Here is a 22488-nt window from a genome sequence, read left to right as displayed (position 1 = left end):
CAATTAAGGACATGTTACCGGATTCTTAACTGATGCGCGAAAGATGCGATAAGAGTGCGACTAACGCGTGCGTCGCAGCATGGCGGCGAAAAATCCGTCGAGACCGGAGGCAAAGCCGCCGGTCAGCGGCAGCATGTCCGGCGTGGTACGGAAAGCGCCGAGAGGTGAGATCGCTGCTTCGAGGCCGGGCCAGTCGCCGGGCGTGATCGGAACGCGCTCGACACTATCAGTATCGGCGAGAAGACGGGCAACCAGATCCTCGCCTTCTTCGGGATCGAGCGAACAATTGGAGAAGACCACCAGGCCGCCGGGCTTGACCAACGTCAGGGCATGGCGAAGCAGGCGCTCCTGCAAGGCGGCAAGCTTGGCGATATCCTCCGGGCCCTTGGTCCAGAGCACGTCGGGATGACGGCGGGTGGTTCCCGTCGAGGAGCAGGGGGCATCGAGAAGGGCGGCATCGAAAAGCGCGTCGGGCTGATATTTGCTCATATCGGCAACGACGGTCTCCGCCTCCAGCCCGAGACGCGCCAGATTGGCCGACAGCCTCTTCAAACGATTGGCGGATTGATCGAGAGCCGTGACCTTGCCGCCGGCAAGGATCAACTGCGCCGTCTTGCCGCCGGGCGCGGCACAGAGATCGACGATCCGCTTGCCGGCGAGCGAGCCGAACAATTTCGCCGGAATACTGGCGGCGGCATCCTGCACCCACCATTCGCCCTCATCGAAGCCCTCAAGCGAGGGAATCGACCCTTCGAAAGCGGCGAGCCGCACGCCGCCGGTCGGCAGCACCACGCCATTGAGGCGTTTCGCCCAGCCTTCGGCATCGGATTTCACCGTAAGATCGATCGCCGCCGGCTCAAGCTGCGTGTCCGAAATTTTGAGTGCAGCCTGCGCCCCGTAGGCTGATTCCAGGCGGGAGAGAAACCAGGCCGGCATCGCCGGCACGCTTGCGACCTGTTCTAGAATGACCTGCTTCTCCCGCCCGATGCGCCGGAGAATGGCGTTGACCAGCTTGGCAAAGCGGCGATTGCGGGGATCGCGATTGGCCTGCTCGACGGCAAGATCGACGGCGGAATGATCCGGCACATCGAGATAGAGCATCTGCGCAGCACCGACCACCAGCACGTGATGCAGGGCGCGAGCGCCTTCCGGCAGCGGCGCATCGAGCAGAGACGATATCGCCGCTTCGATGCGCGGCAAATGCCGCAGCGCGCTGTTCAGGATGGCGCGCACCAGCGCCCGATCGCTATCGCCGAGCGCCTTGTAGGCAGGATTGCCGCCCTCCGCATCCAGCATGCCGTCGAGCGGTGTCTTGCGGTCGATGACGGCAGCCAGAATCTTCGTTGCGGCCGCGCGCGCGGCAAAGCCCGGCTTTGCAGGCGCCGAATCATGCTGGCGAGCCTCAGCCGGCCCCTTGCCCGATCCTCTTCCGTCCTTGTTGAAGGCTTTGTTTTTCTTGTCAGAACTCAAGACCAGGGTCCCTTCGGCGGTTGCGAACCACCGCGACCCGTATTCGGTACGGAGCGCGATTTGCGTTCCGGATTAGCAGTCAAGACCAGTCCCGTCGAGCCAAAGCCGGACGGCGCCCTGGCCGAAGGGCCGCCGCCGCCGCCATAGCGCGCCATTTCATGCAATGCGGCGATGCGGTTTTCCGTGTTCGGATGCGTCGAGAACAGATTGTCCATGCGCTCGCCCGACAGAGGATTGATGATGAACATATGCGCCGTCGCCGGATGGCCTTCGGCCGCTTCGTTCGGGATATGCTCCGCCCCACGGGCGATCTTGCCAAGCGCCGAGGCCAGCGATAGTGGATTGCCGCAGATTTCGGCGCCACGGCGATCGGCCGAATATTCGCGTGTGCGGCTGATCGCCATCTGCACCAGCATTGCCGCCAGAGGGGCGACGATCATCGCCAACAGGACGCCGATCATGCCGAGCGGATTGTTGTTGTCGCGGCGGCCGCCGAAGAAGAAGGCGAAGTTGCCAAGCATGGAAATGGCGCCGGCAAGCGTCGCCGTGATCGTCATGGTCAGCGTGTCGCGGTTCTGCACATGCGCAAGCTCATGCGCCATCACGCCGGCCACTTCGTCCGGCGTCAGCGCATGCAGCAGGCCGGTCGAGGCGGCAACGGCGGCGTTTTCCGGGTTGCGGCCGGTGGCGAAAGCATTCGGCTGCGGACTGTCGTAAAGATAGACCTTCGGCATCGGCAGGCCGGCATTGCGGGCGAGATCCCGGATGATCCGGTAGAATTCCGGGGCGCTGCGCTCATCCACTTCCTGCGCATTATAGGTGGAAAGCACCATGCGGTCGGAATTCCAATAGGAAAAGAAGTTCATGCCGGCGGCAACGACAAATGCGATCAGCATGCCCGATTGACCGCCGATCAGATAGCCGACGCCCATGAACAGGGCGGTCATGAAGGCAAGCAGCATGGCGGTACGCATGAGATTCATCGAGGGGTCTCCAACACATCTGTCGTCCAAACCTTTTTCTTTGCAGCCGGACGCACTATGATTTGGCTATTCATCCGCCTATTTCAACGGTTCCGGACCGATCGCCTCATGCAGACAGCAGATAACGACAATAAATTAGACACCGAAGCCGGTGAAATCACCCGCAAGCCGCTCTCGCCCGCCGCCAGGCGCGCGTTGGCAGAAGCGGAAGAGCGCCGCAAGGCGCAGGAAGCTCAGGCGCAGGCCGAACTCCCCCCCGAAATCGGCGGCCGCGGCGGCGCCGATCCCGCCCGCTTCGGCGATTGGGAGATCAATGGGCGGGCTATCGATTTTTGAGACACATTGCTCATCACCATGATGAGAAGGAGCCACTACGCCCAATAGCCGATACTGCTATCGTTGGGAAACAGAGGGGAAATGATGCCTGTAGGTTTCTCCCAGGGACTGTCCTTCGATCAGAGCCGAACAAATTGGGATGGTACAGGCCCCCGGCCACTCGCTTGGTCTGTTTGGTACCCGGCCGACGATGAAGCGATAGAGACGCCACCATTGGCGCCATCATGGTTTAAGCAGGAAGCCGTCGCGTACGATGCGCCGATCAAGCTGACGTCCGATCCGCTGCCGGTCGTCATGTTGTCCCACGGCTCGGGCGGCGTCGCGGGCGGCTTGAGCTGGCTTGGGCATCGTCTGGCGCAATCCGGCTTTGTTGCCCTGGCGATAAACCATCATGGTCACACGGGCTCCGAGCCCTATAGGCCCGAAGGCTTCCTGTGTCTCTGGGAACGGGCCAGCGATTTAAGCGCATTGTTCGACGCCGATGATTGGAAAGAGGTTCTGGGAGCGACATTCGGGAACCGCGCCCACGTCGCCGGCTTCTCCGCCGGTGCTTATACGACGCTGCTGCTCTTGGGAGCACGCGTGGCATACTCCCAGTTTGAACCTGATAATCCTCGAAAGAGCCCAGTGCGAGGCCCAAGGGAATTCCCTGATTTGGCCAAGCATATCCCTTCACTTCTACATGACAGAATTTTTCTGGAGTCGTGGAATCGGCGAAGGGAAAACTTCAAGGACGAAAGATTTGTGAACGGGCTGGCGATTGCGCCTGGCCGCTCGGTTCTCGGCTTTGCCGAGGACAGCCTCGAACAAATAAATGCGCCGGTTCAAATTATAGGAGGCGATGCGGATACCATCGCTCCCGCGAACGAATGCTGCGTTTGGCTTCACGAAAAGATCCGACCCAGTTCCCTTGAGATCCTCCAGGGAGGAGTAGGTCATTACACCTTTTTACCAGAACCCACGCCGCAAGGCATAAAGACGTCGCCGGAGATATTTTATGACTCCGGTTTGCAGCGAAGAAGCGTACACGATCATGTCGCTCGCTCCGCGATTACCTTTTTCAGAGCTTCCGGATGAGCCTTGAAAATTAGACGAGGATTTAGCCTCGTCTAATCCTGAGGCATTCTCCCTACCAGCCGAAGCAGCGCGGGGTTCACCTAAGCCGCATCGGCCTTGTTCTGTCTATTGGCGATCAAATCATCAACGACAGCCGGATCGGCCAGTGTCGACGTATCCCCAAGCGCGCCGAAATCGTCCTCGGCAATCTTGCGCAGGATGCGGCGCATGATCTTGCCGGAGCGGGTTTTCGGCAGGCCGGGGGTGAACTGGATCTTGTCCGGCGAGGCGATCGGGCCGATTTCGGTGCGAACGTGCTTCACCAGCTCCTGCCGCAGCGCGTCCGAACCTTCCTGGCCGACCATCAGCGTCACGTAACAGTAGATGCCCTGGCCCTTGATCGAATGCGGATAGCCGACGACAGCCGCCTCCGAAACATGCTTGTGCGATACCAGTGCCGATTCGACCTCGGCCGTGCCGAGGCGATGGCCTGAGACGTTGAGCACGTCATCGACGCGGCCGGTGATCCAGTAATAGCCGTCCTCGTCGCGCCGGCAGCCGTCACCCGTGAAGTACTTACCCTTGTAAGTCGAAAAATAGGTCTGGATGAAGCGCTCGTGGTCGCCATAAACAGTGCGCATCTGGCCGGGCCAGCTGTCGGCGATGACGAGATTGCCGTCGGCCGCACCTTCCAGCACATTGCCTTCGCTATCGACCAGCTCCGGCTGGACGCCGAAAAAGGGCAGGGTGGCCGAACCGGGCTTCAGGTCCGTCGCGCCCGGAAGCGGCGTGATCATATGGCCGCCGGTTTCCGTCTGCCACCAGGTATCGACGATCGGGCTGCGGCTGTCGCCGACCACCTTGTAGTACCATTCCCATGCTTCCGGATTGATGGGCTCACCCACCGTGCCGAGCAGGCGCAGGCTGGAGCGCGACGAACGCTTGACGAAATGATCGCCGGCACCCATCAGCGAGCGGATCGCCGTCGGTGCGGTGTAGAAGATATTGACCTTGTGCTTGTCGATGACATCCCAGAAGCGGCCCTGGTCGGGATAATTCGGTACGCCTTCGAACATCAGCGAGGTCGCCCCGTTGGCGAGCGGCCCATAGACGATGTAGGAATGGCCGGTCACCCAGCCGACATCGGCCGTGCACCAGTAGATATCGCCGGGGTGATAGTCGAACGTATATTCATGCGTCATCGCCGCATAGACGAGATAGCCGCCCGTCGTGTGCAGCACGCCCTTCGGCTTGCCGGTGGAACCCGACGTATAGAGAATAAAGAGCGGATCTTCCGCCTTCATCTTCGCAGGCGGACAATCCGCCTTCACCTTGGCGATAGCCTCGTGATACCAGAGATCGCGGTCGGCCTCCCAGGCAACCTTGCCGCCGGTGCGGCGGACGACCAGAACATTCTTGACCGCAACCTCCTGCTTGGCCGCGATCTGGATCGCCTTATCGGTGTTTTCCTTGAGCGGGATGGATTTGCCGCCGCGAACGCCTTCGTCGCAGGTAATGACAAAGGTCGATTCGCAATCGACGATACGACCGCCCAGCGCCTCGGGCGAAAAGCCGCCGAAGACGACCGAATGCACCGCGCCGATGCGGGCGCAGGCGAGCATGGCGTAAGCCGCTTCCGGGATCATCGGCATATAGATGGTGACGCGATCGCCCTTCTTGACGCCGTGCTTCTTCAAGACGTTCGCCAGTCGGCAGACCTGCTCGTAGAGCTCGTTATAGGTGACCTTCTTGTCGATATAGGGATTGTCGCCTTCCCAGATGAAAGCGACGCGGTCCCCGTGCTTCTTCAGGTGCCGGTCGATGCAATTGTAGGAGACGTTGGTCACGCCGTCCTCGAACCATTTGATCGAGACCTTGCCGGTAAACGACGTATTCTTGACCTTGGTATAAGGCTTGAACCAGTCGAGGCGCTTGCCATGCTTGCCCCAGAATTTGTCGGGATCCTCGACGCTCTGCTGATACCATTTCTGGTATTTCGCCTTATCGATCAAAGCACGCGCCTTGACCGGTTTCGTCACCGGGTGAATCTTTTCCGACATTCTCTCCTCCTCGAATTCCGGCACCCCTGTCGCAATTATGGGTGCTCTTTCCGCCCAATCAATAGCAGGTCAAACTACGACAGCAATTGGACAAAGTGCATTTCATACTCAAAGAATTGCAATTCCGCGACACTACCGTTATATAGGGCAATATTTCCCGGACAATGTGGTGTTACACCCCGGACCGCGACACCGGCGCGGACTGACAGAAGGACTATATCTATGGCTCAACAATTGCTCATGCCGAAGGCAACTGCCATCTGGCTTGTCGACAATACAGCCTTGTCATTCGACCAGATCGCGCAGTTCTGCAAGCTGCATCCGCTCGAAGTGAAAGCCATTGCCGACGGCGAAGCCGCACAGGGCATCAAGGGCCAGGACCCGATCTCGACCGGCCAGCTTTCGCGCGAGGAAATCGCCCGCGCCGAAGCCAATCCGAACCACAAGCTGAAGCTCTCCGAGCCGAAGGTCCGCGTGCCCGAATCGAAGCGCCGCGGCCCGCGTTACACGCCCGTTTCCAAGCGCCAGGATCGCCCGAATGCCATTCTCTGGCTGGTGCGCAACCATCCGGAACTGAAGGATGCGCAGATTTCCCGCCTCGTCGGCACCACCAAGTCGACCATCGAGCAGATCCGCGAGCGCACCCACTGGAATTCGGCCAACCTGGCACCGATGGATCCGGTGACGCTCGGCCTCTGCAGCCAGATCGACCTCGACATGGAAGTCGAAAAGGCCTCCAAGGGCCGTCCGCTGCCGACCGCCGCCGAACTCGGCGCGACACTGCAGCCCGCCCAGGAAACCGAAAAGCTCGGCTTCAGCTATGAGCGTGACGAACCTAAGGAAAAGGAAATCGACGCCGACGCCGTCTTCGCCAAGCTGAAATCGCTGAAGTCGACCACCCGCGACGACGACGACGATCAGTTCTGAGATCCGGCATTATCGGTTGCAAATACGAAGCCCCGGTCGAAATCCGGGGCTTTTTGTTGCTGGGCAGGCGCGCGCCATCCTCGCCCTTCGAGGCTTCAGCCTCTTCCACAGGCTCGGGGGCTTCGCACCTCAGGGTGAGGATGGATTGAGCACCGCTCTCGATAGAACCCGGTTCTATACAACGACCGTGCGTAGAAGGTTAGCACCTCATGGTGAGGTGCGTAGGCTCCTGAGCTTGTCGAAGGGGCCGGAGCCTCGAACCACGAGGGCGAATGGTGGACGACCACACGCATGTCCGCCCGACCCATGACGGCGTTGCTTTTGTTTTCGATTGGATCTACCGCGCCCCGAAAATCGCTGAGCCGACGCGAACGCTTGTCGCGCCAAATGCGACGGCAATTTCATAATCGCTTGACATGCCCATGGAGAGCTTTTCCACGCCTGCTTTTTTGGCAAGCTTTGCGAGCAAGGCAAAATGCGGCCCCGGATTCTCGTCCGCCGGCGGAATGCACATCAGGCCTTCGATCGAAAGTCCGAGCTCCTTGCTGCAGAGATCGACAAAGGCGGCGGTATCGTCAGGTGCGATCCCCGCCTTTTGCGGCTCCAGACCGGTATTGACCTGCACATAGAGCCTGACGGTCTTGCCTTGCCGTTTCATTTCATCGGCGATCGCACGGGCGATCTTTTCCCGATCGATCGTTTCGATGACATCGAACAGCGCCACGGCATCGACGGCCTTGTTCGATTGCAGCGGCCCGATCAGGTGCAGCTCGATCCCAGGCGTCTCGGCCTTCAGCTCCGGCCATTTGCCCTGGCTTTCCTGCACGCGGTTCTCGCCGAACACGCGCTGACCGGCCGAAATTGCCGGCCGGATCGCAGCGGCATCGAACGTTTTGGAAACGGCAACGAGCTGCACAGCACCATCAGGCCGGCCGGCCTGACGCTCTGCCGCCGCGATGTGGGAACGAACTTCGTTCAGGCGCTCTTGAAGTTCCATCTTTTCGCCTCGATATTCACGCTTGCTTCTCAGACTTTGCAGTAATGAGGCGAGCGGCCTTTGCCAAGGGCGAATGCGCCGGAATCCAGCTTTGCTTTGCAAGATAAGGCACTTGCCGCGCCTGCTAAACTTGACGCTTGGGTGGTTTCGTGGTGAAGGTCACGCCTTAATCCCCATGATTTTCCGGAATACAAAATCAGATGACGACCGAACGTTATAATCCGCGCGACGCCGAGCCTCGCTGGCAGCAGAAATGGAACGAGGACGAGGTCTTCGTGACCGACAACGCCGATCCGCGGGAGAAATACTACGTTCTAGAGATGTTTCCCTATCCGTCGGGCCGCATCCACATGGGTCATGTGCGCAACTACGCCATGGGCGATGTTGTTGCCCGCTACAAGCGGGCGCGCGGCTATAACGTGCTGCACCCCATGGGCTGGGATGCCTTCGGCATGCCGGCGGAAAACGCCGCCCGCGACAACAAGGTGCATCCGAAGGAATGGACCTACCAGAACATCGCCTCGATGCGCACACAGCTGAAAGCCATGGGCCTGTCGCTGGACTGGAGCCGCGAATTCGCCACCTGCGACGTCGACTACTATCATCGCCAGCAGATGCTCTTCATCGACATGATGGAGAAGGGTCTGGTCTATCGCAAGAAATCCAAGGTCAATTGGGACCCGGTCGACAACACCGTTCTTGCCAATGAGCAGGTCATCGACGGGCGCGGCTGGCGCTCCGGCGCCCTGGTCGAGCAGCGCGAGCTGACGCAGTGGTTTTTCAAGATCACCGAATTCAGCCAGGAGCTGCTTGATGCCCTGGACACGCTCGACCATTGGCCCGAAAAAGTACGGTTGATGCAGAAGAACTGGATCGGCCGCTCCGAAGGCCTGTCCATCCGCTGGGAGATCGTGCCGGAAACCGCGCCCAATGCCGATCGCGAGATCACGGTCTACACGACGCGTCCCGACACGCTGTTTGGCGCGTCCTTCCTGGCGATATCGGCAGATCATCCGCTGGCCAAGGAAGCCGCTGCGAAGGACCCGGCCATCGAAGCCTTCTGCGAGGAGTGCCGCCGCGCCGGCACCTCGCTGGCAGCACTCGAAACCGCCGAGAAGAAGGGCATGGACACCGGCATCCGCGTCCGTCATCCCTTCGACCCCTCCTGGGAATTGCCGGTCTATATCGCCAATTTCGTGCTGATGGATTATGGCACGGGCGCCATCTTCGGCTGCCCGTCGGGCGACCAGCGCGATCTGGATTTCGCCCGCAAATACGATCTGCCCGTTGTGCCTGTTGTCATGCCCGCTGATGGCGATGCTGCGAGCTTTACCGTCGGCGACGTCGCCTATGACGGCGACGGCGTGATGATCAATTCGCGCTTCCTTGACGGCATGAGCACCGAGGAAGCCTTCCAGACGGTGGCGACGAAGCTCTCTGAGACGAGCCTCGGCAACACGCCGCAGGCGGAACGCAAGGTGAATTTCCGCCTGCGCGACTGGGGCATCTCCCGTCAGCGTTACTGGGGCTGCCCGATCCCGGTCATCCATTGCGATGATTGCGGCGTGCTGCCGGTGCCGAAGAAGGATCTGCCGGTCAAGCTGCCTGACGACGTGACTTTCGACCAGCCCGGCAATCCGCTCGACCGGCACGCCAGCTGGCGGCACGTCGCCTGCCCGCAATGCGGCAAGGATGCCCGTCGGGAAACCGATACGATGGATACCTTCGTCGATTCGAGCTGGTATTTCGTCCGCTTCACCGCACCTTGGGAAAACCAGCCGACCGACCAGTCAGCAGCCAACCGCTGGCTGCCGGTCGATCAATATATTGGCGGCATCGAGCATGCGATCCTGCATCTGCTCTATTCGCGCTTCTTCACCCGCGCCATGCGCGAAACCGGCCATCTTGACGTCAAAGAGCCCTTCAAGGGCCTGTTCACGCAGGGCATGGTGGTGCACGAAACCTACAGCCGCGGCCAAGGCCTGACGCGCGAATGGGTATCGCCGGCCGATATCAGCATCGAGGAAGTGGACGGGCAGCGCCGGGCAACGCTGCTGTCGACCGGCGAGAACATCGCCATCGGCTCCATCGAGAAGATGTCGAAGTCTAAGAAGAACGTCGTCGATCCCGATGACATCATCGCGTCCTACGGTGCCGATACCGCGCGCTTCTTCGTGCTTTCCGATTCGCCTCCCGATCGCGACGTCATCTGGTCCGAAGCGGGCGTCGAAGGCGCCCACCGTTTCACGCAGCGCATGTGGCGCCTGGTCTCCGAAGCGGCCGAGGCTCTGAAGTCCGTCGAGCCGACTCCGGCTAAGGAGGGCGAGGCGCTTGCGGTTTCACAGATCGCGCACCGCACGCTGAAGTCCGTTCAGGGCGATTACGACAAGCTCGCCTTCAACAAGGCCGTGGCGCGCATCTACGAATTCGTCAACGCGCTGGCTGCGCCGCTGGGCAAGGTTGCGGCTGGCCAGGCCGACGCCGCCTACTGCTCCGCCGTTCGTGAAGCCGTCGAGATCCTGATTGCGCTGGTTGCGCCGATTACGCCGCATCTGGCCGAGGAATGCTCGGCAGCACTCGGCAATAGCCACATGATCGCGACCAGCCCCTGGCCGACTTATGACGAGGTGCTCGTCGTCGAAAACGAGATCATCTATCCCGTTCAGATCAACGGCAAGAAACGCGCTGAATTGACAATCGCGCGCGATGCAGATCAGAATGCCGTCCAGCAGGCCGTGCTTGGCCTGGATGCCGTCAAAAGCGCGTTGAATGATCAGGCGCCAAAGAAGATCATCGTCGTTCCACAGAGGATCGTAAACATTGTCGTCTGATACTCTTTTCAAGTTCGCCCGCATTGCCGGCGTAGCATCTCTGATGGCCGCTGCCGGCCTTCTGTCCTCCTGCCAGGTCAAGCCGCTCTATGCCGTCAGCACCGGCGTGACGCAGAAGCTGTCCGAGGTCTCTTTCTCAGACGCCACTTCGCGCGTCGGCCAGCAAGTCCGCAACCAGCTGATCTTCATCGCCGGGCGCGGCGCCGGCGAGACCAAGACACCGAAATACACCGTCGATCTGGGCGTCAGCTCGGGCACGGGCGGCGTTATCTACCTGCCGTCCTCCGATACGTCAGGAGCTGGCCGTACGACCGTCACCGCATCCTTCACGCTGAAGGATGCCAGCAACGGCAAGGTACTGAAGTCCGGCAGCCGTTCGGTCACGTCGCTGGTGGATTTCCCGTCGCAGGAATTCGCCAAGCAGCGTGCGATCCGCGATTCGGAAGATCGCGCTGCCCGCGAGGTCGCCGAAATGGTGGCTGCCGACATCGCTGCCGCGCTCAGCCGCTGATCAAGGGCGCGGCATGGCGGAAATCAAGTCTCACGAATTTGACGGATTCCTCCAAAATGCCGCGCGGAACTACCGGATTTTCGTCGTTTATGGCCCGGATCGCGGCCTGGTTTCCGAACGCGCGGCCCAAATCGCGGCCAAGACCGGCGTCGATCTGAAAGATCCTTTCTCCGTTATCAAGCTCGATGTTACCGACCTGCAGAGCGATGCAGGCCGCTTGCTCGACGAAGTCAATGCCATCGGCCTCTTCGGTGGCGAGAAGCTCGTCTGGATTCGCGGCGCCGCCAACGAAAAAGGCCTCATCGATTCGTTACAGATTATCGCTGATAACCCGCCGGATGCGAGTTTTGTCATTATCGAGGCAGGCGATCTCAAGAAGGGGTCGGGGTTGCGCAAGGTAGCCGAACCGTCTCGCGCGGTCGCGACAATTCCCTGCTACGCAGACGACATTCGCGCGCTCAACGGTCTCATCGATACTGAGCTGGCAAATGAAAATCTCCGCATCACGCCCGCGGCCCGCCAGGTGCTGTTGGAGCTTCTCGGCGGCGATCGTATTGCCTCGCGCAACGAAGTCCGCAAGCTGGCGCTCTATTGCCGCGGGCAGGGTATGATCGAGGAAGGGCATGTTACCGATATCATCGGCGATGCCAGCGCGATCTCCACGGACGACGCCGTCGACGCCATTCTGAAGGGCGATTCGGAAGCGTTCCTGCATGCCATGCAGAAGATCGCCACCTCGAAAACGCCGATGTTTCTCGTGCTACAGGGCTGCCTGAGGCAATTTCAATTGCTCGATACGATGCGGGCCGAAATGGACGAAAAGCGACTGGCGCCAGCGCAGGTCATGCAGACACTTGGGCGCCACCTGCATTTTCGCCGCAAGCCGATTATCGAGCAGGCACTCAAGAGCTGGACAGCGCCAGCCATTGCCCGCGAGATGAACAGGCTGCAATCCGCCATCCTGCAGACGCGCCAGCGCGCCAGCCTGGAGGATACGATCGCCACCCAGACCCTGCTGGCAACAACACTGCAATCCGCCCGCAAGGGCTGATGTTTCACGGGAAACATGTTTCCGCGCACATCAGCGCTTCATGGGATCGCTTATGCGGGCTAACCTATTGTTTTTATGCAATTCAAGACGAAAAACCGTTGCGGACTTTTCCCGCAACCGCTCTAGCGCCGTTCCAGCAGCCGGCAAATCTCTTCCAGTTGCTCGAGGGTCTTGTAGGATATCTTTACCTGACCGCCATTGCCGCGATGGTTGATCGCGACATCCAGCCCGAGCGCATCGGACAGGGTACGCTCGAGCGCCAGCGTATCGGAATCCTTCTCGTCCTTGCGGGTTCCGGCGGGACGGGGATCGTTCTGGGCCTTGATGTCATTCTGCGCCAGACGCTCGGCATCTCGGACCGACATGCCCTTGGAAACGATCGTGCGGGCAAGGGTCGCGGGGTCGGAGGTCGACACCAGCGCGCGCGCATGACCAGCGGAAAGGCTACCGGCAGCGAGCATATCGCGCACTTGATCGGGAAGCTTCAGAAGACGCAGGGAATTGGCGACATGGCTGCGGCTTTTGCCGATGATCTCGCCGAGATCATTCTGGGTATATCCGTGCTCGGCAATCAGCTGCTCATAGCCCAGCGCTTCTTCGAGCGGATTGAGATCCGCACGCTGAACGTTTTCGACGATGGCAATTTCCAGCGCGGTCTTGTCGTCAACATCACGAACGATGACCGGGATCTCAACTAGACCGGCCAGCTGTGCCGCGCGCCAACGTCTTTCGCCGGCTATTATTTCATAACGATCGGTCGAAACGGGGCGAACGACGACCGGCTGCACAATACCGTGCTGGCGAATGGAGCTGGCGAGATCATGCAGCTCGGTTTCGTCGAAATAACGACGGGGATTTCGCGGGTTGCGGGCGATGAATTCGATCGGCACCATACGATCCGGATTGACCGGCGGTCTTCCAACATCCACCGGCGTCGGCTGGTCCATCTCTCCGATAAGAGCCGCCAATCCGCGCCCAAGACGCCGTTTCGAAAGATCATCATTCATCGCCGATACTCACCCTGGAACAAATATTATATCAGGCTGCAGCCTTACGCTGCCTCTCCCTTTGAATCACTTCCGACGCCAACTGCAAATAAGCTTGGCTGCCCGCGCATTTCAGGTCGTAGAGAATTGCCGGCTTGCCATAAGAAGGGGCCTCGGACACGCGAACGTTGCGCGGAATCAACGTATGGTAGACCTTTTCACCCAAATGCGTGCGAACGTCGTTCACGACCTGCTGCGCGAGATTGTTGCGGGAATCGAACATTGTCAACACGATACCCTGAATGTCGAGCGATGGATTAACGGTACGCCGAACCTGATCCACCGTCTCAAGCAATTGACTAAGGCCTTCAAGAGCGAAGAACTCGCACTGCAGCGGTACCAACACCGAGTGCGCGGCCGCCATGGCATTCATGGTTAACAAATTAAAAGAGGGCGGGCAATCGACCAATATATAAGAGAAGGCGAGGGCGTCCGAACCGGACAATGCACGTCGAAGCCGAAAGACGCGATCCGGCTGTTGCGCAATTTCCATCTCGACGCCAAGCAAGTCCATTGTCGATGGCACGATAAAGAGATTCGGTACAGCAGTCTCCAGGACGGTTTCCAGGATCGTATGCGTACCGGTCAAAATATCATAGGATGAAAGCTTCCGATTTCGTCGCTCGATGCCCAGGCCGGTGCTGGCATTGCCTTGCGGATCGAGATCAACGATCAACACGCGCTCGCCGATCGCGGCGAGGGCCGTGGCCAGATTGATCGCGGTCGTCGTCTTGCCAACGCCGCCCTTCTGATTTGCGATGGTAATAATCCGATTTCGCTCGCCGATCATCTGCCGCACATCCAATTTATGGTTAAATCAGGCGCCGAAGGCGGCTTAACTCCAGAATAACAGAATCCCGCTCAACGACACTCTGGTGTTTTAACAGATCGAATCCCCAACGACCACGGGCTTTCTGAAGCTCGCGCTCGTAATCCCGGCCTTTATGGAGCAAGAGACGTATATTCTCGTTGCGCTCCACCCACGGGGCGGCGTAGTCCAGCAACATGTCCAGTTCCGCAAGGGCGCGCGCGGAGATCACATCGCAGTTCTGAATAGTCGCTGGAGCCTCTTCGATTCGGACGGCATGAACTGTGCCACGAGCGCCGCATTCACGTAGACAAACCCTGAGAAAGGCCGCTTTTTTCTGGTTGCTTTCGACCAGATCGACATGGCCTTCACCCTGCTCGGCGAGCAGAATCGCGGTAATGACGCCCGGAAACCCGCCCCCGCTGCCCAGGTCGACCCAGTGAGCGGGTTTTGGATGTAGTTGGAAGATCTGCGCGCTATCGGCAATATGTCGTCGCCAGAGGTCATCGACCGTCGACGGCGCAACCAGATTGATCGTCTTAGCCCATTTTTGAAAGAGTTCCGCAAAATGCTGCAGACGTTCCTGTGTTTCACGTGAAACACGTACACCGTTTAATTCCATAATTGGACTCTCAAACCTTGCAGGATCAGGAAACGAGCTTCCGCTCGTCAACACTGCCCAGCTTTCTCAAATGAGCCAGCAACAACGAAATTGCCGCCGGCGTCATTCCGTCAATGCGCGAGGCCTGGGCGATGTTCTTCGGTCGGGCCAGGCTCAGCTTCTGCTTCAGCTCATTGGACAAGCCGGACAGAACGGCGAAATCAAACTCCGCGGGGATAAGGCGTTCTTCCTCGCGCCGCGTCTGAACGATATCAGCGGTCTGCCGGTCCATGTAGACGGCGTAAGCGGCCTCGATTTCCACGGCCTCGACAACAGCTCGCTCAATCGAACGCAGTTGCGGCCAAAGCTTGGACAGCGATTCGATGGATTGACCGGGATAAGAAAGAAGCTCGTAAGCTGAGCGCCGATGGCCGTCCTTGTTCAGATGCAGCCCCGCCTTCTCGGCCTCACTCGGCGTCACATTCAATTGCTTCAACCGGTTACGAGCCTGCCCCAGCTTTTCCAGATAGGCGTTGAACCGCACGCCACGCGCAGCGGTCACACATCCGATCGATAGGCCAACCGGCGTCAGGCGCACGTCAGCATTGTCCGCCCGCAGCGACAGACGGTATTCCGCGCGCGACGTGAACATGCGATAGGGCTCGGCGACACCGCGCGATGTAAGATCATCGATCATCACACCGATATAGGATTCAGTGCGGCTGAGCTCGATTGCTTGACCACCAGAGGCAAAACGCGCGGCATTCAGGCCCGCAACCAGGCCCTGCGCGCCGGCTTCCTCATATCCAGTTGTGCCGTTAATCTGGCCGGCGAGGAAAAGACCGGGAATCTTTTCCACTTCCAGGGACAGTTTCAGCTCGCGAGGATCGACGTGATCATACTCGATGGCGTAGCCGCATTGTAGAATCCGAACTCGTTCCAGACCCGGAATGGTTCTGATGAAGCTTTCCTGTACATCCTCGGGGAGCGACGTCGATATACCGTTGGGATAGATCGTCGTGTCATCCAGCCCTTCGGGCTCAAGAAAGATCTGGTGGCCATCACGTTCCCCGAACTTGACGATCTTGTCCTCGATCGACGGGCAATAGCGCGGTCCAACTCCTTCGATCTGACCGGAATACATGGCCGAGCGCTTCAGATTGTCGGCAATGATCTTGTGCGTCGCCGGCGTCGTGCGGGTGACACCACATTCGATCTGTGGATTCACGATGGAATCCGTCATGAAGGAAAAAGGCGTCGGATCTTCATCCGCACCCTGGCGGCCGACCGAATCCCAATCGATCGTCGTGCCATCCAGGCGTGCCGGTGTGCCGGTCTTCAGACGACCAAGCGCCAAGCCATGACGCAGCAAAGTGCCGGATAGCCCGATCGACGGTTCTTCCCCGACCCTGCCAGCTGGAATTTTCTTGTCACCGATATGGATCAAGCCGCGAAGAAAAGTCCCCGTCGTCAGCACCACGGCGCCGCAGGGGATCACTCTGCCATCCTTCAAGGTGACTGCGGAAACTCGCCCATGCTCGATGGCGAGATCGAATGCATCACCTTCGATGATATCGAGATTCTCGATCACGGCGATCTCCGCCTGCATAGCCAGGCGATAGAGCTTACGATCAGCTTGCGTTCGCGGACCGCGGACGGCTGGCCCCTTCTTCCGGTTCAGCATGCGAAACTGAATGCCGGCCGCGTCAGCCACTCGCCCCATCAGGCCATCAAGCGCGTCGATCTCGCGGACCAGATGACCTTTTCCAAGGCCGCCGATCGCCGGGTTGCACGACATCACACCTATTGTACTACGCTTGTGGGTGATGAGCGCCGTACGCGCGCCCAAACGCGCAGCAGCAGCGGCAGCTTCGCTGCCCGCATGGCCGCCGCCCACGACGATCACATCATATGTTCTGTCGAGCATTATCAAAGTCCTCGTAATGCCGCTTGTTTGGCACAGCGATTTCAGGAGTCAAGAAGGTTTCACGTGAAACGTTATCTCTGGTGTGCCGATCGCGCTGTTTCACGTGAATCATTTGCCGATACAGAATTCCGAGAAGATGACATCCAGCAAATCCTCAACATCCACGCGGCCCGTAATCCGGCCGAGACTATTTGCGCTCCGTCGAAGATACTCTGCCCGTATATCAAGGCCGGCCGAAATGGAGGCGACCGCTGCCGTCAGCGCCTCTAAGCTATCCGAAAGAAGCGTACGATGACGCGTTCTGCTCGGCAAAGCCAGAGAGAGGGAACTGGAGCGGCCTCGCAGATCCTCCAGCAGCAATGCATGCAACTCGGCAAGACCAGCTCCCGTGGCGGACGAGATGCGCAGTTCATAGTCGCCGTCAGCTTCATCGGGATAAATGTCGGATTTGGTACCGATCCTGACGACTCTGCCGGTAAATCCCGGAAACTCCAGTTGAGCCCGTTCACCGATCTCCGCCAGCGAAAGGACAATATCGGCATCAGCGGCCGTCCTCAGCGCACGCCGAATGCCCTCACGCTCCACGACTTCGTCCGTATCGCGCAGACCCGCAGTATCGTAGAGCTTAACGGCGTAGCCATCGATATTGAGATCGACATGCAGAACGTCACGGGTCGTCCCGGCAATTTCGGTAACGATCGCCACCTCGCGGCGCGCCAGCACATTCATCAGGCTCGACTTGCCGGCATTCGGCGCACCGGCAATCACCACCTTCAATCCGTCCCGAAGGATCTCGCCGAAATCCGCTCCCGCAAGATGATCCGCCAGTTCCAAGCGGAGCTTGGCCATGTCGCTCCAGACCAGATCCGAAACCGAGCCCGGCACATCTTCTTCGTCGGCAAAATCCAGTTCCGCCTCGATCAACGCGCGGGCGCGCGTCAGGCGATCCGCCCATCCGTCATAGAGCTGCGACAGACCACCGGCCGCATGTTCCATCGCCAGGCGCCGCTGCATCTCCGTCTCAGCGCTGATGAGATCTGCTAGACCCTCGACCTCGACAAGATCCATCTTGCCGTTTTCCAGCGCCCGGCGAGAGAATTCACCATGTTCCGCAAGGCGGCATTGATCGAACGTCGCAAGCTCAGCCAGCAGCGCGGCAACGACAGCTTTACCGCCGTGAACATGAATCTCCGCACAATCCTCGCCCGTAAACGAGTTCGGCCCGGGAAAAATAAGCACCAATCCGCGATCAAGAATAAGACCGTTACGAGTCCGAATCGTTTTCAAAACGGCCTGTCGCGCGGGCGGCAACGATCCGGCAAGTGATTCTGTGACTTCCAGAGCCTTTGCACCACTCATGCGGATCACGGCGACGCCGGAGGGAAGGCCGCCGCTGGAGAGTGCGTAGATCGTGTCGCTGGTCACCTGCATGGATTTGGTCCGCATCCGAATCGATTCCGAGTGGAGGCTCATTATCCTTCTCTGGGGTACGGCCTCAAAAGAAATCGGGCCGCCCAAGGCGACCCGATGATATCACATTGTGGGCGCCACCATAATGGCGCCGCCGATGAATCCGGCTAATGATTATGTGTTCATCGACTCGAAGAAATCCGGATTGTTCTTCGTCTGCTTCAGCTTGTCGATCAGGAACTCGATCGCATCGGTGGTACCCATCGGGGCCAGAATACGGCGGAGGACAAAGATCTTCTGGAGATCCTGGCGCGGAACCAGCAGGTCTTCCTTGCGCGTACCGGACTTGAGGATATCCATGGCCGGGAAGATGCGCTTGTCGGCGACCTTGCGGTCGAGAACGATTTCCGAGTTACCGGTGCCCTTGAATTCTTCGAAGATGACTTCGTCCATGCGGCTGCCGGTATCGATCAGCGCGGTCGCGATGATGGTCAGCGAGCCGCCTTCTTCGATATTACGCGCGGCACCGAAGAAGCGCTTCGGGCGCTGCAGTGCGTTGGCGTCGACACCGCCCGTCAGGACCTTGCCGGAAGAGGGAACAACCGTGTTGTAGGCGCGGCCGAGGCGGGTGATGGAATCGAGCAGGATGACGACGTCCCGGCCGTGCTCGACAAGCCGCTTGGCCTTCTCGATCACCATTTCGGCGACCTGGACGTGACGGACGGCCGGCTCATCGAAGGTCGACGAAATCACTTCGCCGCGCACGGAGCGCTGCATGTCGGTGACTTCTTCCGGACGTTCGTCGATCAAAAGGACGATCAGGTAGCAATCCGGGTGATTGGCGGTGATCGAATGGGCGATGTTCTGCAACAGAACAGTCTTACCGGTCCGCGGCGGAGCGACGATCAGGCCGCGCTGGCCCTTGCCGAGCGGCGCCACGAGATCGATGACGCGCGGCGAAAGATCCTTCGTTGTGGGAACGTCGAGTTCCATACGGAAACGATCGTTCGGATAGAGCGGCGTCAGATTGTCGAAGTGGACCTTGTGACGGATCTTTTCCGGATCGTCGAAATTGATCGTGTTGACCTTCAGCAACGCGAAATAGCGCTCGCCTTCCTTCGGGCCACGGATCGGCCCCTCGACCGTATCGCCCGTCTTCAGCGAGAAGCGGCGGATCTGGGAAGGGGAGATGTAGATGTCGTCCGGGCCGGGAAGATAGTTGGCATTCGCGGAGCGAAGGAAACCGAAGCCGTCCTGCAGAACCTCGACGACGCCCTCGCCGATGATTTCCACGTCCTGGCTTGCGAGCACCTTCAGGATCGCAAACATCAGTTCCTGTTTGCGCATCGTGCTGGCGTTTTCGACCTCGAGCGACTCGGCAAAGGCCAGGAGATCGGTCGGGGATTTGTTTTTCAGTTCTTGAAGCTTCATTTCAGCCATGAAGGGAATTACTCGTTTTTTTATGAGGGGAAAGGCAATGTTGTTCGAATTCAGAACCGCGATAGGGGCGTTCGCGGGAGACAGAATGGATACATGCCACGAAGAAGAGATGGCGGGAAAATAGCGATTCAGTCTATGGCCCGCAAGGGGGGCAGGCAAAATGAAGGAAATTTAACTCCGCCGCTAAAAAAGACCCATCTCACGCAAAGGGTTTCACGACGACAAGTATGACGATCAGGATCATCAACAGCGTCGGCGCCTCGTTCATGAGACGCCAATAACGCGCCGAATGCTTGTTCTCATCGCGAGCAAAGGCGCGCGCCGCGCTGCTGAAGTGACCATGAACAGCTGATAGCACGACAACCAGCCCTATCTTCGCATGTAGCCAGCCGCCCTGGAAATCATAAACCGACCAGGCAAGATAGAGCCCGAAAATCCAGGTCAAAATCATCGCCGGCGTTATGATGTAGCGCAACAGGCGCTGTTCCATCACCTTGAACGTCTCGGATTGCTGCGAACCAGGTTCGGCATCGGTATGATAGACGAAAAGCCGCGGCAGGTAGAACATGCCGGCCATCCATGAGATCACCGCGATAATGTGAAGGGCCTTGATCCAGAGATAGAGATCGGCCGGATGCCAGGCGAAGAGCCCGATCGCCAGGGCTGCGAAGATCAGGATCATGAAATAGGCACGTCGCCCGGCTCTCCGGCCCGGAGCTTTGTCCGTCTGCTTCTCCGTCGTCATCAGCCTCTCCATCCCCGCACGCGCTCGACGAGTGCGGCGACATTGGCCGGGTCCGCCTGCGGCGTTATCCCGTGCCCGAGATTGAAAATCAGCGGACCGTTCCCGAGATGCTGCAGGATATCATCGATCCCTTCCTCCAAAGCCCTGCCGCCGGCAACGACGCGCATCGGATCGAGATTGCCCTGCACCGGGCCCTCCTGCTGCAGCTCTCGGGCGAAAGCCAGAGGCACCGACCAGTCCAGACCGATCGCATCCGCACCGGTCTTCTGCCGGTAGGTCTTCAATTGATAGCCCGCACCCTTGGCGAATGCGATGATCCCCGCCTGCGGCCGGCGTGCCTTGACCGACGCGATCATCCTTGCGACCGGCCTGACGGCGAAGGCCTCGAATTCCTTCTCGCCGAGTACACCAGCCCACGAATCGAAAATCTGCACGGCATCGGCACCAGCATCGATCTGCGCCACGAGATAGTCGGCGGATATGTCGGCGAGCAGCATCAGAAGATGTTCGAACGCCTTCGGGTGACGATAGGCGAACAATCGGGCGGGGGCCTGATCCGGCGTGCCGTGACCGGCGATCATATAGGTCGCAACGGTCCAAGGCGCGCCACAGAAGCCGAGAAGCGTCGTTTCGGGGGGGAGGTCCCGCCGCAACCGCCGCACCGTCTCCATGACCGGCGCAAGATGGGCAATCACGCCTTCCGGCTTCAAAGCCAGGATGCCTGCCTCGTCGATCGGATCCATCTCGGGGCCATGTCCCTCGGTAAAGCGGACATTGCGCTTCAATGCGTCAGGAATGACAAGGATGTCGGAAAACAGGATGGCGGCGTCGAAACCGTAGCGGCGTATTGGCTGCAGCGTCACTTCCACAGCATAATCGGGCGTATAACAGAGATCGAGAAAGCTTCCGGCCTTGGCGCGCGTCTCGCGATATTCTGGCAGATAACGACCGGCCTGTCGCATCAGCCATAGAGGGGGAGGGCTCACCGTTTCTCCACCCAGCACCCTTATAATCTTCCGACGTTCACCGGTCAAAGACATCATCCCATATAAAATCAAATATATATCTTAAGGTTTCTATTTCTTAGAGTCGGTGACTATCAAGGATTAAAGTTCATTCATCGCCTATCCAATTTGTCGCGCCTCGCCAGCAACTTTTCAGGAATTTACACGAGGCTATGGGGATATGTGGAAAGCAAAGAAGATCTTCTAATCTTTTGAGTAGGTTGCCGCGAATTCCACTCTCAAGCCTTCTGGGGATAAGTTGGGGAGAGGCGCGGAACTTCCCACCTTGTCCACATTGCCCACAAGCAACGCGGAAGCGACCGGACGAAAAACCCAAATGTGGAAAACTCGGCAGTTTTCCCCTTGCCCAGGACAGGCCGCTTCTCGTACCTCTTTTTTTCCCGGGATATTAACAGGCGATGGAAAGTAGCGTGGAAAACCGAACAAGCTTCTTTCATCTTCACCTGATTTCTGACTCAACGGGAGAGACTCTCATCTCGGCCGGTCGGGCCGCATCCGTTCAATTCCATGCCACGCAGCCGATTGAGCACGTCTATCCGCTGATTCGGAATCGCAAGCAGCTTCTGCCTGTACTCGAAGCAATCGATCACAGTCCCGGCATTGTCCTCTATACGATCGTCGATCGCGAGCTTGCCGACTTCATCGACGAGCGTTGCCGGGAGATGGGCGTGCCCTGCGTCAATGTTCTCGAGCCGGTCATGAATGTCTTTCAGACCTATCTCGGCACGGCATCGCGTCGCCGGGTCGGGGCGCAGCATGTGATGAATGCCGACTACTTCGCGCGCATCGAAGCGCTGAACTTCACCATGGATCATGACGACGGGCAGATGCCCGATGATTATGACGATGCCGACGTCGTCATTATTGGCATCAGCCGCACCTCGAAGACGCCGACCAGCATCTATCTTGCAAACCGCGGTATCAAGACCGCCAATATTCCGATCGTGGCGGGCATGCCTTTGCCGGAAAGCCTGGCCAGGGCGACGAAGCCGCTGATCGTAGGCCTGGTGGCAACAACGGATCGGATTTCGCAGGTGCGCGAAAACCGCATTCTCGGCACGACGCCCGGCTTCGATCGTGGCGACTACACGGATCGCGCCGCCATCTCCGAAGAGCTGAAATATGCCCGCTCGCTCTGCGCGCGGCACAATTGGCCGATCATCGACGTCACGCGTCGGTCGATCGAAGAGACTGCGGCCGCCATTGTTGCCCTGCGCCCCAAGCTGCGCTAAGCGCTGCACATCGCTATTTCAAAGGCAGCCGC

19 protein-coding genes are annotated in these 22488 nt (G+C 59.2%); 7 read left to right on the top strand and 12 right to left on the bottom strand.

Annotated elements, in window-relative coordinates:
• Window positions 1–60: 60 nt before the first annotated feature.
• Entirely contained in the window at window positions 61–1470 is a 1410-nt protein-coding gene (locus FHT28_RS12360; RefSeq protein WP_168596413.1) for an RsmB/NOP family class I SAM-dependent RNA methyltransferase, read from the bottom strand.
• Entirely contained in the window at window positions 1467–2453 is a 987-nt protein-coding gene (gene htpX, locus FHT28_RS12355) for a zinc metalloprotease HtpX (protein ID WP_168596412.1), read from the bottom strand. The genes FHT28_RS12360 and htpX overlap by 4 nt, the downstream gene beginning before the upstream one ends.
• 108 nt (window positions 2454–2561) lie before the next feature.
• Here htpX and FHT28_RS12350 point away from each other — a divergent pair, with 108 nt between their 5' ends.
• Both FHT28_RS12350 and FHT28_RS12345 read left to right on the top strand, forming a co-directional pair.
• Window positions 2562–2789: a DUF1674 domain-containing protein gene (locus FHT28_RS12350; RefSeq protein ID WP_047559527.1), complete on the top strand. Its 228-nt coding sequence runs from the start codon at window positions 2562–2564 to the stop codon at window positions 2787–2789.
• An 84-nt stretch (window positions 2790–2873) separates the two neighbouring features.
• A complete protein-coding gene (locus tag FHT28_RS12345) occupies window positions 2874–3866 on the top strand; it encodes a hypothetical protein (protein WP_168596411.1) in 993 nt (330 codons plus the stop codon).
• 80 nt (window positions 3867–3946) lie between these two features.
• On the opposite strand, the gene acs is transcribed toward FHT28_RS12345, so the two are convergent.
• The gene (acs, locus tag FHT28_RS12340; protein WP_168596410.1) at window positions 3947–5905 is read right to left on the bottom strand and encodes an acetate--CoA ligase; all 1959 of its coding nucleotides are present in this window, start codon (window positions 5903–5905) and stop codon (window positions 3947–3949) included.
• Window positions 5906–6127: 222 nt separating this feature from the next.
• On the opposite strand from acs, the gene FHT28_RS12335 reads away from it, so the two are divergent.
• Window positions 6128–6832, top strand: coding sequence for a DUF1013 domain-containing protein (locus tag FHT28_RS12335; RefSeq protein WP_037195643.1), 705 nt, complete (start codon window positions 6128–6130; stop codon window positions 6830–6832).
• A gap of 337 nt (window positions 6833–7169) precedes the next feature.
• Here FHT28_RS12335 and FHT28_RS12330 read toward each other — a convergent pair whose 3' ends face one another.
• Window positions 7170–7829 carry a YggS family pyridoxal phosphate-dependent enzyme gene (locus tag FHT28_RS12330; RefSeq protein WP_168596409.1) on the bottom strand — a complete coding sequence of 220 codons (660 nt, stop codon included), beginning with the start codon at window positions 7827–7829 and terminating at the stop codon, window positions 7170–7172.
• A gap of 200 nt (window positions 7830–8029) precedes the next feature.
• Here FHT28_RS12330 and leuS point away from each other — a divergent pair, with 200 nt between their 5' ends.
• The 3 genes from leuS to holA are packed head-to-tail and all read left to right on the top strand — an operon-like array spanning window position 8030 to window position 12222.
• Entirely contained in the window at window positions 8030–10660 is a 2631-nt protein-coding gene (gene leuS, locus FHT28_RS12325; protein WP_037195639.1) for a leucine--tRNA ligase, read from the top strand.
• On the top strand, window positions 10650–11171 hold the full coding sequence (gene lptE, locus FHT28_RS12320) for an LPS assembly lipoprotein LptE (protein ID WP_047559388.1): 522 nt from the start codon (window positions 10650–10652) through the stop codon (window positions 11169–11171). Before leuS ends, lptE begins: the two co-directional genes overlap by 11 nt.
• A 13-nt stretch (window positions 11172–11184) precedes the next feature.
• Window positions 11185–12222, top strand: a complete 1038-nt coding sequence (gene holA, locus FHT28_RS12315; RefSeq protein WP_047559386.1) for a DNA polymerase III subunit delta — start codon at window positions 11185–11187, stop codon at window positions 12220–12222.
• A gap of 122 nt (window positions 12223–12344) precedes the next feature.
• Here the strand turns inward: holA and FHT28_RS12310 are convergent, their stop codons facing one another.
• From FHT28_RS12310 to hemE, 8 genes are all read right to left on the bottom strand, one after another.
• A complete protein-coding gene (locus tag FHT28_RS12310) occupies window positions 12345–13229 on the bottom strand; it encodes a ParB/RepB/Spo0J family partition protein (RefSeq protein ID WP_037195629.1) in 885 nt (294 codons plus the stop codon).
• 31 nt (window positions 13230–13260) lie between these two features.
• On the bottom strand, window positions 13261–14058 hold the full coding sequence (locus FHT28_RS12305; RefSeq protein ID WP_037195627.1) for a ParA family protein: 798 nt from the start codon (window positions 14056–14058) through the stop codon (window positions 13261–13263).
• 22 nt (window positions 14059–14080) lie between these two features.
• Window positions 14081–14698: a 16S rRNA (guanine(527)-N(7))-methyltransferase RsmG gene (gene rsmG / locus FHT28_RS12300; protein WP_047559383.1), complete on the bottom strand. Its 618-nt coding sequence runs from the start codon at window positions 14696–14698 to the stop codon at window positions 14081–14083.
• A gap of 25 nt (window positions 14699–14723) precedes the next feature.
• Complete coding sequence (gene mnmG, locus FHT28_RS12295; protein ID WP_168596408.1) at window positions 14724–16604, bottom strand: tRNA uridine-5-carboxymethylaminomethyl(34) synthesis enzyme MnmG; 1881 nt, start codon at window positions 16602–16604, stop codon at window positions 14724–14726.
• A 108-nt stretch (window positions 16605–16712) separates the two neighbouring features.
• Complete coding sequence (mnmE, locus tag FHT28_RS12290) at window positions 16713–18050, bottom strand: tRNA uridine-5-carboxymethylaminomethyl(34) synthesis GTPase MnmE (protein WP_246704853.1); 1338 nt, start codon at window positions 18048–18050, stop codon at window positions 16713–16715.
• 138 nt (window positions 18051–18188) lie between these two features.
• On the bottom strand, window positions 18189–19454 hold the full coding sequence (gene rho, locus FHT28_RS12285; RefSeq protein WP_092573064.1) for a transcription termination factor Rho: 1266 nt from the start codon (window positions 19452–19454) through the stop codon (window positions 18189–18191).
• A gap of 199 nt (window positions 19455–19653) precedes the next feature.
• Window positions 19654–20199, bottom strand: a complete 546-nt coding sequence (gene hemJ / locus FHT28_RS12280) for a protoporphyrinogen oxidase HemJ (protein ID WP_092573063.1) — start codon at window positions 20197–20199, stop codon at window positions 19654–19656.
• Entirely contained in the window at window positions 20199–21233 is a 1035-nt protein-coding gene (gene hemE, locus FHT28_RS12275) for a uroporphyrinogen decarboxylase (protein WP_168596407.1), read from the bottom strand. Before hemE ends, hemJ begins: the two co-directional genes overlap by 1 nt.
• Window positions 21234–21634: 401 nt before the next feature.
• Here hemE and FHT28_RS12270 point away from each other — a divergent pair, with 401 nt between their 5' ends.
• Window positions 21635–22456 (top strand): pyruvate, water dikinase regulatory protein, encoded by an 822-nt coding sequence (locus FHT28_RS12270; RefSeq protein WP_037195616.1) that lies wholly within the window; start codon window positions 21635–21637, stop codon window positions 22454–22456.
• Window positions 22457–22488 lie beyond the last annotated feature (32 nt).

Origin of the sequence: Rhizobium sp. SG570 (assembly GCF_012275345.1) — a bacterium.
In the GTDB taxonomy this organism is placed as follows: Bacteria; Pseudomonadota; Alphaproteobacteria; order Rhizobiales; family Rhizobiaceae; genus Rhizobium; species Rhizobium lusitanum.
Note: the sequence above shows the minus strand (reverse complement) of the source record. Positions and strands in the feature narration are given on the sequence as shown.